This is a genomic window from Pseudomonas sp. N40(2020) (assembly GCF_014472415.1).
Classification (GTDB): Bacteria; Pseudomonadota; Gammaproteobacteria; order Pseudomonadales; family Pseudomonadaceae; genus Aquipseudomonas.
In genome coordinates, this window is record NZ_JACSZV010000026.1 from 1 (window position 1) to 12,114 (window position 12,114).

The 12,114-nt window shown below is 60.0% G+C and carries 15 protein-coding genes and 1 pseudogene; 5 read left to right on the forward strand and 11 right to left on the reverse strand.

Features of this window, described 5'->3' with window-relative positions; genetic code table 11:
- Positions 1 to 123: 123 nt before the first annotated feature.
- Complete coding sequence (locus IAI51_RS17265) at positions 124 to 1,083, forward strand: amino acid ABC transporter permease (protein ID WP_187679576.1); 960 nt, start codon at positions 124 to 126, stop codon at positions 1,081 to 1,083.
- On the forward strand, positions 1,076 to 1,810 hold the full coding sequence (locus IAI51_RS17270) for an amino acid ABC transporter ATP-binding protein (protein WP_077570385.1): 735 nt from the start codon (positions 1,076 to 1,078) through the stop codon (positions 1,808 to 1,810). The genes IAI51_RS17265 and IAI51_RS17270 overlap by 8 nt, the downstream gene beginning before the upstream one ends.
- Before the next feature lie 124 nt (positions 1,811 to 1,934).
- Here IAI51_RS17270 and IAI51_RS28290 read toward each other — a convergent pair whose 3' ends face one another.
- The 11 genes and pseudogenes from IAI51_RS28290 to ubiE all read right to left on the reverse strand — a co-directional run bounded on the left by IAI51_RS28290 (position 1,935) and on the right by ubiE (position 9,985).
- Positions 1,935 to 2,807 (reverse strand): methyl-accepting chemotaxis protein, encoded by an 873-nt coding sequence (locus IAI51_RS28290; RefSeq protein WP_410458010.1) that lies wholly within the window; start codon positions 2,805 to 2,807, stop codon positions 1,935 to 1,937.
- Positions 2,790 to 3,851, reverse strand: a pseudogene (locus IAI51_RS28295) (methyl-accepting chemotaxis protein); the annotation flags it as partial. The gene IAI51_RS28290 and the pseudogene IAI51_RS28295, both read right to left, overlap by 18 nt.
- 84 nt (positions 3,852 to 3,935) lie before the next feature.
- Positions 3,936 to 4,643 (reverse strand): 16S rRNA (uracil(1498)-N(3))-methyltransferase, encoded by a 708-nt coding sequence (locus IAI51_RS17280; RefSeq protein WP_187679578.1) that lies wholly within the window; start codon positions 4,641 to 4,643, stop codon positions 3,936 to 3,938.
- A complete protein-coding gene (tatC, locus tag IAI51_RS17285) occupies positions 4,640 to 5,431 on the reverse strand; it encodes a twin-arginine translocase subunit TatC (RefSeq protein ID WP_222944196.1) in 792 nt (263 codons plus the stop codon). The genes IAI51_RS17280 and tatC overlap by 4 nt, the downstream gene beginning before the upstream one ends.
- The gene (tatB, locus tag IAI51_RS17290) at positions 5,428 to 5,865 is read right to left on the reverse strand and encodes a Sec-independent protein translocase protein TatB (RefSeq protein ID WP_187679579.1); all 438 of its coding nucleotides are present in this window, start codon (positions 5,863 to 5,865) and stop codon (positions 5,428 to 5,430) included. The genes tatC and tatB overlap by 4 nt, the downstream gene beginning before the upstream one ends.
- Positions 5,866 to 5,875: 10 nt before the next feature.
- Positions 5,876 to 6,157: a twin-arginine translocase TatA/TatE family subunit gene (locus IAI51_RS17295; RefSeq protein ID WP_187679580.1), complete on the reverse strand. Its 282-nt coding sequence runs from the start codon at positions 6,155 to 6,157 to the stop codon at positions 5,876 to 5,878.
- Positions 6,158 to 6,182: 25 nt separating this feature from the next.
- Positions 6,183 to 6,515 (reverse strand): phosphoribosyl-ATP diphosphatase, encoded by a 333-nt coding sequence (locus IAI51_RS17300; RefSeq protein ID WP_007909355.1) that lies wholly within the window; start codon positions 6,513 to 6,515, stop codon positions 6,183 to 6,185.
- On the reverse strand, positions 6,508 to 6,909 hold the full coding sequence (hisI, locus tag IAI51_RS17305; protein ID WP_187679581.1) for a phosphoribosyl-AMP cyclohydrolase: 402 nt from the start codon (positions 6,907 to 6,909) through the stop codon (positions 6,508 to 6,510). Before hisI ends, IAI51_RS17300 begins: the two co-directional genes overlap by 8 nt.
- 81 nt (positions 6,910 to 6,990) lie before the next feature.
- Positions 6,991 to 8,595 (reverse strand): ubiquinone biosynthesis regulatory protein kinase UbiB, encoded by a 1,605-nt coding sequence (gene ubiB, locus IAI51_RS17310; protein WP_187679582.1) that lies wholly within the window; start codon positions 8,593 to 8,595, stop codon positions 6,991 to 6,993.
- Positions 8,592 to 9,215 carry an SCP2 domain-containing protein gene (locus IAI51_RS17315; protein ID WP_187679583.1) on the reverse strand — a complete coding sequence of 208 codons (624 nt, stop codon included), beginning with the start codon at positions 9,213 to 9,215 and terminating at the stop codon, positions 8,592 to 8,594. Before IAI51_RS17315 ends, ubiB begins: the two co-directional genes overlap by 4 nt.
- Positions 9,215 to 9,985 (reverse strand): bifunctional demethylmenaquinone methyltransferase/2-methoxy-6-polyprenyl-1,4-benzoquinol methylase UbiE, encoded by a 771-nt coding sequence (gene ubiE, locus IAI51_RS17320; RefSeq protein ID WP_187679584.1) that lies wholly within the window; start codon positions 9,983 to 9,985, stop codon positions 9,215 to 9,217. The genes IAI51_RS17315 and ubiE overlap by 1 nt, the downstream gene beginning before the upstream one ends.
- 154 nt (positions 9,986 to 10,139) lie before the next feature.
- Between ubiE and IAI51_RS17325 the strand changes: the two genes are divergently transcribed.
- The 3 genes from IAI51_RS17325 (at position 10,140) to IAI51_RS17335 (ending at position 12,004) form a co-directional block, all read left to right on the forward strand.
- Positions 10,140 to 10,415, forward strand: a complete 276-nt coding sequence (locus tag IAI51_RS17325; RefSeq protein WP_187679585.1) for a polyhydroxyalkanoic acid system family protein — start codon at positions 10,140 to 10,142, stop codon at positions 10,413 to 10,415.
- A 241-nt stretch (positions 10,416 to 10,656) separates the two neighbouring features.
- Complete coding sequence (locus tag IAI51_RS17330; RefSeq protein ID WP_187679586.1) at positions 10,657 to 11,079, forward strand: phasin family protein; 423 nt, start codon at positions 10,657 to 10,659, stop codon at positions 11,077 to 11,079.
- Between the two features lie 10 nt (positions 11,080 to 11,089).
- Positions 11,090 to 12,004, forward strand: a complete 915-nt coding sequence (locus IAI51_RS17335) for a phasin family protein (protein ID WP_187679587.1) — start codon at positions 11,090 to 11,092, stop codon at positions 12,002 to 12,004.
- The last annotated feature ends 110 nt before the right edge of the window (positions 12,005 to 12,114 follow it).

Here is a 12,114-nt window from a genome sequence, read left to right on the forward strand (position 1 = left end):
CTGCAAGACCGCGTTACCCCTTTCGCGAGCAGGCTCGCTCCCACATTGGAATGCATTTCAAATGTGGGAGCGAGCCTGCTCGCGAAGAGGACCTTGTAAGCAACACCAATCCCGGAACCTGCAATGAAACATAAAAAAGCCCAATGGCCCTGGCACGTCCTCACCGTGCTGGTGCTGATCGGCCTGGCCGGTGCGTTGTATTACGCCACGTCGCTGATGTCCTACGAATGGCGCTGGAATCGCGTGCCGCAGTACTTCGCCTATCAGGCCGAAGAAACCCAGCGTGCCGCCGACATTTCCACCGTCACCGAACTGGTGCGCAAGGGCAGTAGCGCGCAAGTCACTCTGCGCAACGATGCCGGTGACGAGCAGCACCTGACCGTCGACGAGAACAGCCTGCAATTCGCTCAGGGCGACGATGTGGCCGAAGGCGACGTCGTGGGTGTCACTCGGCATTGGGCGGCGGGGCCGCTGTTGTGGGGGCTGTGGACGACGCTTTGGCTGTCGGTGGTCTCCGGCATTCTCGGGTTGTTGATCGGTCTGGTCACCGGGCTGTGCCGCTTGTCGAGCAACCCGACTCTGCGCGACCTGTCGAGCATCTACGTCGAACTGGTACGCGGCACGCCGCTGCTGGTGCAGATTTTCATTTTCTACTTCTTCATCGGCACGGTGATGAACCTGTCCCGGGAGTTCGCCGGGATCGCCGCGTTGTCGCTGTTCACCGGCGCCTATGTGGCCGAGATCATCCGTTCCGGCGTGCAGTCGATTGCCCGTGGGCAGAACGAAGCCGCGCGCTCGCTCGGTTTGAGTGCCGGCCAGTCGATGCGTCACGTGGTACTGCCGCAAGCGTTCAAGCGCGTGCTGCCGCCGCTGGCCGGGCAGTTCATCAGTCTGGTCAAGGACACCTCGCTGGTGTCGGTAATCGCCATCACCGAATTGCTGAAAAGCGGCCGTGAAGTCATCACGACTTCGTTCTCGCCGTTCGAGATTCTGTTCTGCGTGGCCGGTCTGTACCTGTTGATCAACCTGCCGCTGTCGAAAATCGCCAGCCGGCTTGAGCGGAGGCTCGCGCAAAGTGATTGAAGTCCGCGATCTGGTAAAAGTCTTCGACACCCGTGGCCAGGTAGTGCGCGCGGTGGATAACGTCAGCACCACGGTGGCCAAGGGCGAAGTACTGGTGGTGATCGGCCCGTCCGGTTCCGGCAAGTCGACCTTCCTGCGCTGCCTCAATGGCCTGGAAGAGTTCGATTCGGGTTCGGTGAGCATCGACGGTCTGCAACTGGCCGACCCGAAAACCGACGTCAACGCCTACCGCCGCGAAGTCGGCATGGTGTTCCAGCATTTCAACCTGTTCCCGCACATGACCGTGTTGGAAAACCTTTGTCTGGCGCAAAAAGTCGTGCGCAAGCGCGGCAAGAAAGAGCGCGAGGCGAAGGCCATGGAGTTGCTGAAAAAGGTCGGTATCGCGCAGAAAGCCAACGAGTTTCCGTCACGCCTGTCCGGCGGTCAGCAGCAGCGCGTGGCAATCGCCCGGGCGCTGGCGATGGAGCCGAAGGTGATGCTGTTCGATGAGCCGACCTCGGCCCTCGACCCGGAAATGGTCGGCGAAGTACTGGATGTGATGAAGAACCTGGCCGTGGAAGGCATGACCATGGTCTGCGTCACCCACGAAATGGGCTTCGCCCGGGAAGTGGCAGATCGGGTGCTGTTCTTCGATCACGGCAAGTTGCTGGAAGATGCGTCGCCGGCGGAGTTCTTTGATGCGCCGAAGGATCCGCGCGCTCAGGCATTCCTGCGTCAGGTTCTGTAACTGATCGTTCCCACGCTCTGCGTGGGAACGCCGCCCGGGACGCTCCGCGTCCCTTCTCAAGCGTGACGCAGAGCGTCACAGGATGCATTCCCACGCAGAGCGTGGGAACGATCAGTCCGACTACTTAGACCTTGAACTTGCCAACCAGCGTCTGCAGATGCGTCCCCAGCCGCGCCAGCTCAACGCTGGACGCTGCCGTCTCTTCACTCGCCGCCGATGTCTGATCCGACACATCGCGCACATTCAGCACGCTACGGTTGATCTCTTCCGCCACCGCGCTCTGCTGCTCTGCCGCCGCAGCGATCTGCTGGTTCATCGCCTGAATCGCCGAAACAGTGCGGGTGATGCTTGCCAGCGAGCCACCGGCCCGACGGGTCAGCTCAACGCTGCTGTCGGTCAGGGTGCGGCTGTTGTCCATGATCGTCGCCACCTGCTGGGTGCCGTTTTGCAGGCCGACGATCAGCTCTTCGATCTCTTCGGTTGACTTCTGCGTGCGCTGGGCGAGGCTGCGTACTTCATCGGCAACCACGGCGAAACCACGACCGGCCTCACCGGCACGCGCCGCCTCGATGGCCGCGTTGAGCGCCAGCAGGTTGGTTTGCTGGGCCACGGATTTGATTACGTCGAGGACGCTGCCTATCTTGTCGCTTTCGCGCTTGAGTTCGCCCATGGCTTCGGTGGAGTGACCGACTTCAACGGCCAGACGCTCGATCTGCGCAATGGCTTCGCCGACGACTTTGTCGCCTTCGCGGGCCTGTTGGTCCGCAGCGACAGCGGCTTCGGAAGCCTCTTCAGCGTTGCGCGCAACTTCCTGCACGGTGGCAGCCATTTCGTTCATGGCGGTGGCGACCTGATCGGTCTCGATTTTCTGATTGTTGACCCCGGCGCTGGTTTGCTCGGTCACGGCGGACAGCTCTTCGGCGGCACTGGCGATCTGTGTGACGCCATCGCTGATCCCGCCGATCAACTCGCGCAGGCCTTGGGTCATGCTCTGCATCGAACGCTGCAACTGGCCAAGTTCGTCGCGGCGCAACGAGACCAGGTTGTGGGTCAGGTCGCCGGCAGCGACGCGCTCGGCGACTTTCAGGGTCTGGTTCAGCGGAATGATGATCTGACGAGTGATCGCCCATGCCGCCAGCAAGCCGAAAGCCAGGGCCAGCAGGGTGGCGATCAACAGCATGTTCTTGGCGTGGGCGGCATCGGTGTCGCGCACGATAGTTTGCGAAGCCGTCAGCTTCTTGCTGAGGTCGATCAAGATGTCGCCCTGAGCGGACATGCGCGCGAGTGACTTGGCATTGGTGACCTGCGAATCGCGGAACTGAGCGACCGCCGCGCGATAGGCTTTGATCGATTCGGTGGCCTGTTGCAGGTTGGCGATGTGTTGTTCCGGCAGTTCCGACTGCAGGCTTTCAAGGTTTTTGAGGGCATTGTCGATGGCATTCAGTGCCGGTTGTTCTGCTTCAGCCTTGCCGCTGTAGGTGTAGCCGCGCACTTGATAGCGCGCCTGCTGGAGCAGTTTGCTCAGTTCGATCACGCTGTTGAACTGCGCGACGCTGTCACCTTGCAGCAAGGATTTTTCAACTTCCGATACCTTTGCCACGGCGTTGTCGGCGCTGGCGCCCAGCTTGCTGCGGGCGTCTTCGCGCTGGACGGTGGCTTGAGTCATGTCGGCAAAAGCACGTTTGTATTCGGCAACGGCGGCCAATTGCTGATCGACCATGGCGGCGTCGGATGGTTGTTCAATCAGGCCGCGTGCGGTTTGCAGGCCGCTGTCGAGTTTGTTCAGCAACTCGTTGACCGCGCCCGGGCCTTGTTCACCACGGCGTGCGTCATAGTCCACGCGCGCCAGGCGCAGGTCTTTGGTCAGCTCGTTTAGGCTGGAGATGAAACCGAGCTTGTCGCCACGGCTGATGATGCCGCTCATGCCGGTCCAGCCGGTAAAGGTGATCAACAGCGTCAGCACCAGCACCAGGCCGAAACCGATTCCCAGTTTGCGTTTGACGCTGACGTTTCCAAGACTCTCGGCTAACCAACGGTACATGCGACGACTCCCTCAGACCACTCATTGGACTTATGGGAGCTGTATCGGCTGCGTGATGGCATTCTGTAATGCCATCTGTCCGGGCTAGAAGAGGCGGGCGAGGAGGGCGGTGACGGCGGTTTCGACGCGCAGGATGCGTTCGCCCAGTTGCACCGGTTGCAGGCCGGATTTGGCCAGCAGATCGATTTCGTAAGGAATCCAGCCACCTTCGGGGCCGATGGCCAAAGTCACCGGTTCGCTCAATGCGCGCGGGCAGGGCGGATAGTTACCGGGATGGCCGACCAGACCAAGTGTGCCTTCAGTAATCGCTGGCAGGCGGTCTTCGACAAACGGCTTGAAGCGTTTCTCGATGATGATTTGCGGCAGCACCGTATCCCGCGCCTGTTCGAGGCCGAGGATCAGCTGTTCGCGGATTGCGTCAGGTTCGAGAAACGGTGTCTGCCAGAAACTCTTCTCGACCCGATAGCTGTTGACCAGAATGACCTTTGACACACCCATGGTCGCCACGGTCTGGAACACCCGCCGCAGCATTTTTGGACGCGGCAGGGCCAGTACCAAGGTCAGCGGCAGTTTGGCCGGTGGCGGCTGATCGACGCTGACGCGTAGTTCAGCTTCACCAGCCTCCAGCCGCAAAAGCTCAGCCGAACCCATCAGCCCATTGATGCGCCCGACCCGCAGGCTGTCACCCACTTGCGAGCGATGAACTTCCTGCATGTGCGTCAGGCGTCGATCACGCAGCACCACACGGTCGGCCGCAATGAAGTCGGCCTCTTCGAGCAGCAGCAGGTTCATGCCTGGGTCGCTGGCGGCTGGTCGTTGTGATCGTCGGCCGGTTTTTCATCCGGACGTTCGCGCTTGCTGACCAGACCACCGAACAGAATGCCGATTTCAAACAGCATCCACATCGGCACGGCCAACAGGGTCTGCGAGAAAATGTCCGGCGGCGTGAGGATCATGCCGACTACGAAGCAGCCAATGATCACGTACGGACGGATCTTTCTCAGGTAGGCGACGTCGACCACGCCGATCCACACCAGCAGCACAACGGCCACCGGTATCTCGAACGCCACGCCGAAGGCGAAAAACAACGTCATGACGAAATCGAGGTAGCTGGCGATATCGGTCATCATTTCCACGCCGGCCGGGGTGGCGGCGGCGAAGAACTTGAAGATCAGAGGGAACACGAAGTAATAGGCGAAAGCCATGCCGGTGTAGAACAGCAGGATGCTGGAGACCAGCAGTGGCACCGCGATGCGCTTCTCATGCTTGTACAGGCCCGGCGCGATGAAGCCCCAGATCTGATGCAGGATCACCGGAATCGCGAGGAACAGCGAGACCATCATCGTCAGCTTCAGTGGCGTCAGGAACGGCGACGACACGTCGGTGGCGATCATCGTCGCGCCGACCGGCAGGTACTGACGCAACGGCGTCGAGACGAAGGTGTAGATCTGCTGGGTGAAGGCGAACAGCCCGGCGAAGATGATGAAGATCGCCGCCACACAACGCAGCAGGCGGGTGCGCAACTCGGTGAGGTGCGAAACCAGCGGCATGTGCTGGTCGTTTTCGGGGAGATCGCTCATGGGGCTCGCGGCGGTAATGTTGGATCATGAGGGGCTGGCGCAACAGGCGCAGCCGCAGGGGCAACAGGTTCTACGGAAGGCGTGACCGACACGGTTTCGACAGCGGCAACAGTCGCAGGTGTTGTCGCAGCGGCAGCGCTGTGAATCGTCTGCTCGCCCACATGCTCAACTGGCGTCGGTTCCTGCTGAACCGGATTGAAAATCTTCCGTGCCTCCTGCTCCAACGACAGAATGTGCTCGTTGTGCAGTTGCCGACGAATCTCGTCGGCACCGATTTCACGTTCAACTTCCTGTTTGATCGCGTTGAAGCTGCGCTTCAGCCGTCCGACCCACAGGCCGGCGGTGCGTGCAGCGCCCGGCAGACGCTCGGGGCCCAGCACCAGCAGGGCAACGAGGCCGACGAGCAGCAGTTCAGAGAAGCTGATACCAAACATTAGTCAGTGCTCACACGTCTTTGCGGATCGGCTCTTCGACTTTCTGCGCCTGCACGTCGATGGTGTGCGGCGGGTTGGCCTGAGCGGTGGCTTGCGGCTGCACCGGTGGCACTGGCTGCGCAGGCGTCACGGTTGGATCGGCGGCCGGCTTGTCGTCGTCGTTCATGGCTTTGCGAAAGCCCTTGATCGACTCACCCACGTCGGTGCCGAGGTTTTTCAGTTTCTTGGTGCCGAACACCAGCACCACGACTACCAGAATGACGATCCAGTGTTTCCAGTCAAAAATGCCCATGTTGCTGTTCCTCTCTAATAGTTGTTCAGGCGGACGGGCGCGAGGCTTTCTCGACGTGTCCGGACAGGCCGAAGCGACGATCCAGTTCATCAAGCACAGCCTGTGGATGCTGCCCCAGTTGAGCGAGCATGACCATGCTGTGGAACCACAGGTCGGCGGTCTCGTAGATCACGTCGCTGCAGTCGCCGCTGATGGCGGCGTCCTTGGCGGCAATAATGGTTTCGACCGACTCTTCGCCGACTTTCTCCAGAATCTTGTTCAGACCCTTGTGATACAGGCTGGCGACATACGAGCTGTCGGCCGCTGCGCCTTTGCGCTCTTCGAGCACTTCGGCCAGGCGGGTCAGGGTGTCACTCATGTTTGTGTCCTGCGGAATAGATTGCGTGCGGGTCTTTCAGCACCGGGTCGACCGTTTTCCAGTCGCCGTTTTCGAAGACGCGGTAAAAGCAGCTTTGACGGCCGGTATGGCAAGCGATGTCGCCGATCTGTTCAACCATCAGGATGATCACGTCGGCGTCACAGTCCAGACGCATCTCATGCAAGGTCTGTGCGTGGCCGGACTCTTCGCCCTTGCGCCACAGCTTGCCACGGGAACGTGACCAGTAGATTGCACGGTTTTCCGCAGCGGTCAGTTCCAGCGCTTCGCGGTTCATCCAGGCCATCATCAGTACACGTCCGGTCTTGTGATCCTGGGCAATCGCGGGCACCAGGCCGTCAGCGTCCCACTTGATCTCGTCCAGCCAGTTTTTCATCTTCGACTCCGACAGCGAACCCACACTTCAAATAGTCGGGTTCAGGCGTTGAAACAGTGTGCCAGCCGATCACGGAACTGGCTATCGGCGAACGACCAGATACAAGCCTACGGCTACCATGATCCCGGCGGGCCAATGCCCCAATTCGTTCAGCGGGCCACCGGCGGCGAGGATCGCACCGCCTGCCAGATGGGCGCTGCCGAGCAGGCGCAGGAACCAGTCGTCCTTGCGTTTGTGCCACGGCGGCGGTGGGTCTTTGGCGTGAGGCTGGGACATGCGTTCAAGCAGATCGCGGGCCATGTTGGCCAGATGCGGAATCTGTTCGAACTGGCTCTGCACGTTGCCGAGCAAGGCTTTCGGGCTGACACGTTCGCGCATCCAGCGTTCAAGGAACGGCTGTGCGGTGTTCCACAGATCCAGATCCGGATAGAGCTGACGACCGAGGCCTTCGATGTTCAGCAAGGTCTTTTGCAGCAGTACGAGTTGCGGCTGCACTTCCATGTTGAATCGCCGCGCGGTCTGGAACAGGCGCATTAGCACCTGGCCAAATGAAATATCTTTTAACGGTTTTTCGAAGATCGGTTCGCACACGGTACGGATCGCCGCTTCGAACTCGTTGAGTTTGGTTTCCGCCGGCACCCAGCCCGAATCAATGTGCAGTTGCGCCACGCGGCGGTAGTCACGTTTGAAGAAGGCGAACAGGTTGCGCGCCAGATAATCCTGATCTTCCGGGGTCAGGCTGCCGACGATCCCGCAGTCGATCGCGATGTACTGTGGGCTCCACGGGTTGACGGTGCTGACGAAGATGTTGCCCGGGTGCATGTCGGCGTGGAAGAAACTGTCGCGGAACACCTGGGTGAAGAAGATCTCCACACCACGTTCGGCAAGCATTTTCATGTCGGTGCGCTGATCGGCAAGGGTCGCCAGATCCGTCACCTGAATCCCGTAGATGCGCTCCATCACCAGCACCTTCGGCCGGCACCAGTCCCAATAGACTTGCGGCACGTAAAGCAACGGCGAGCCCTCGAAATTGCGCTTCAACTGGCTGGCGTTGGCCGCCTCGCGCAGCAGGTCGAGCTCGTCGTAGATGGTTTTTTCGTAGTCCTGCACCACGTCCACCGGGTGCAGCAGGCGGGCGTCAGCCGAGACCTTTTCGGCGGCGCGGGCGAGGATGAACAGCCACGCCAGATCCTGGGCGATGATTGGTTTGAGGCCTGGGCGGATCACCTTGACGACCACTTCTTCGCCGGTTTTCAACTGCGCGGCATGCACCTGCGCCACCGAGGCCGAAGCCAGCGGAGCGACGTCGAAACGGCTGAAGACTTCGCTGATTTTTTTGCCGAGCTGTTCTTCGATCAGCTTGATCGACAGCTGCGAATCGAACGGCGGTACACGATCCTGCAACAGCATCAGCTCATCGGCGATGTCTTCCGGCAGCAAGTCGCGGCGGGTCGAGAGAATCTGCCCGAACTTGATGAAGATCGGCCCCAGATCCTGTAATGCCAGGCGCAGGCGCGCGCCACGGCTCAGGTCCAGCGGCTTGCGCGGGAACCAGCGCCACGGCAGCACATAGCGCAGCGCCAGCAGGAACCAGGGCAGCGGCAGATCGAACAGCAGGTCATCGAGACGGTAGCGGATCACGACGCGCTGGATGCGCAACAGACGGCGGACGGCAAGCAGCTTCATGCGTTATCGCTTGGGTCGAGGGATCGGGAAAGGCGCTCGAAACGCGCCTCGAGACGTTCCAGATCAAGTTTGATCCGGTCCAGTTCGCTGAACCGCGCTTCGGCTTCGCGCTGCCCGACGAGGGTGCGCGATTCTTCGGCGAGGTATTCGGCGAGGTTCTGGTTGAGGCTGGCAAATCCTTGTTGATACCAGCGTGCGCGGCTGCGCAAATGACCGCCAACCAGTTGCGTGGCGACAGGTCCCAGCCAGCGCGAGAGTTCGTACTCCCAGTCCAGCTCCAGATCCTGCAGCACACCGGCCAGTTCCAGCAGCACGCCACTGTCGCCGTCGAGCTCGACTTCCGGGGCGTGCAGCACCGCTGTCTTGTCTTTGCTCAGGGCCAGTTTCAGCAGGCTCGAAGCCGGGGCGCGCAGGGTGCAGTCGACACCGGTTTCCCAGTGGGACGCGAGCATCAAACCTTCATCGCTCGGCAGAATGAACAGTTGCAGCGCCGGGCTACGGCAGTCGATGGCAATCACCTTGCCGGTCAGATGCGCCAGCCGCGGCAGCGCCGTGCTGTCGAGACGCAGCACCCGGTTGAGGCCGAGTTCGACGCTGGCGAGCAGCCCGGTGAGCAGCATCAGGGCTTGATGCCGCGGTGCAGGGCGACGATGCCTGCGGTCATGTTGTGATAGGTCACGCGGTCGAAACCGGCGTCGACCATCATCGACTTCAGGGTTTCCTGATTCGGGTGCATGCGGATCGATTCGGCCAGGTAGCGATAGCTTTCCGAGTCATTGGTGATCAGCTTGCCCATCAGCGGCATGAAGGCGAACGAGTAGGCGTCGTAGGCTTTGGACATCAGCGCGTTGGTTGGCTTGGAGAATTCCAGCACCAGCAAGCGACCGCCGGGCTTGAGCACACGCAGCATCGAGCGCAGGGCGTCTTCCTTGTGCGTCACGTTGCGCAGGCCGAAAGCGATGGTCACGCAGTCGAAATGGTTGTCCGGGAACGGCAGTTTTTCAGCGTCCGCCTGAACGAATTCGACGTTGCCGGCCACACCCAGATCCAGCAGGCGGTCGCGGCCGACCTTGAGCATGGATTCGTTGATGTCGGCCAACACCACCTGACCGGTAGGGCCTACCAGATGGGAGAATTTTTTGGTCAGGTCACCAGTGCCGCCGGCAATGTCCAGAACGCGATTGCCGCTACGCACGCCCGACAATTCGATCGCGAAACGCTTCCACAAGCGGTGCATGCCACCCGACAGAAGGTCGTTCATCAGGTCGTACTTGGCGGCTACGGAGTGGAACACCTCAGCGACTTTTTCCGCTTTCTGGCTTTCCGGAACGTCTTTGAAGCCGAAGTGAGTGGTGGGTTCGGCATCGCTGCCTTTGCGCTGATCAGTCATATCGCTGTCACCAAAAGAGAATGCGCGACATTCTAATCCCCAAGCCATGCTTTGTCTTGGAATGGCTAAAGGTAAGATGGACAACCTTCGGGACGATTTGCCGCAGACGCGGTCAAGATTTACCGATGAACATTCATAAGTCAGGAGTCATTCGATGGCCCGTATTAGTGTTGAACGTGCCCATAGCCTGGGCAAGGAAGCTGCCCGCGAGAAGGCCGACAAGCTGGCGCAGAAACTTTCCGAGCAATACGGCCTGGAGCCGCAGTGGTCGGGCGACACCTTGAACCTCAAGCGTTCGGGCGTTAAAGGCGCGGTGCATGTGGCTGACGATTCGATCAAGGTCGACGTGGAACTGGGCCTGATGATGTCGGCCATGAGCGGCATGATCAAAGCCGAGATCGAGAAGGCGTTGGACAAAGCGCTGGTTTGATTTCTGCCTGAAACGAATCCCGTGTGGGAGCGAGCCTGCTCGCGAATGCGGTGTGTCAGTCACAGAAAATCCGACTGATAAAACGCTTTCGCGAGCAGGCTCGCTCCCACATTCGTTTCGTGTGAAGCCAGAGGTTTATGTCAGTTGTTAGGGTGCCGTTTCTAATTTTTCTACCTACTTTGTGCCAGAGCCCGACACTTTCGCGGGCAGTTCCTCAAACCTTCTGCGCGTGAGGTGCACCATGGCCAAAGTTATTTTGAAGAAAAAAATCGACGCTTCGACAACCGCTCTGAGCGACGTCAAATCCTATGCCCGCAAGATCTGGCTGGCAGGCCTGGGTGCCTACGCCAAGGTCGGCCAAGAGGGTAGTGACTACTTTCAAGAGTTGATCAAGGCTGGTCAAACTGTTGAAAAGAAAGGCAAAAAAGTCGTCACCGAAAAACTCGAAGCGGCCAACGCCGAGATCGATGAAGCCCGTGACGAAGTCAGTTCTTTCAAAGGCCGTGTCGAAGTTCAGCTCGACAAGGTCGAGAAGGCGTTCGACAGCCGCGTAGCAAGCGCCTTGAATCGTATCGGCATTCCGTCTAAACATGACGTTGAGACACTCTCTGCTAAGCTCGATGAGCTGACGGCATTGCTCGAACGCGTCGCGCGTAAATCTTAAGGAGAACGGGATGGCTGGTAAAAAGAACACCGATAAAGAAGGCAGCTCGTGGATTGGGAAAGTCGAAGACTACTCCCGCAAAATCTGGCTGGCTGGTTTAGGCGTGTACTCGAAGATCGACACTGACGGCAGCAAGCTCTTCGATACATTGGTCAAAGACGGCGAGAAAGCCGAGAAGCTCACCAAGTCTGCAGTCGGCAAAAAAGTCGATGCCGCCAAGGATTCCGCTTCCTCGGCCAAGTCGCGCATCAGCGGCGTGAAAGATCGCGCACTGGGCAAGTGGGATGAGCTGGAAGGGGCTTTCGACAAGCGTCTGAACAGCGCGATTTCGCGCTTGGGCGTACCGAGCCGCAATGAAGTCAAAGCGCTGCACAGCAAGGTGGAAACCTTGACCAAGCAGATCGAAAAACTGACTGGCGAGAAGGCCCGTCCTGTCGCGAAAACCGCTACGGCCAAGCCAGCAGCTAAAACTGCAGCGGCAAAACCGGCAGCCAAAACAGCCGCCAAGCCACTGGCCAAAGCGGCTGCCAAACCGGTGGCGAAGGCTAAAGCAGCAGTTAAATCCGTAGCAAAAACTGCTGCCGCCAAACCTGCTGCGAAAGCAGCGGCCAAGCCGGTTGCAGCCGCCAAGGCAGCCGCGAAGCCCGCCGCTAAAACCGCGGCGAAGCCAGCAGCCAAGCCAGCAGCGAAAACCGCTACCGCCAAACCTGCTGCCAAGCCAGCGGCCAAACCGGCTGCGGCGAAGAAACCGGCAGTGAAAAAACCGGCCGCACCGAAAGCCGCAGCGCCGAAACCGGCAGCTCCCGCGGCCAAGCCTGCTACCCCGGCAGCTCCGGTGAGCGCGTCAAACTCCGCCGCGGCACCGACTCCGGTAGCCACTCCGACTGCAGCATCGACCCCGTCGACGCCAACCAGTCAGTCCTGATTTTTCAGGGCAAAACAAAACGCCCGGCCTGTGAAGGTCGGGCGTTTTTGTTTGTGCTTTTTAAAAGCTTACCCTCACCCCAGCCCTCTCCCCGAGGGAGAGGGGGCCGA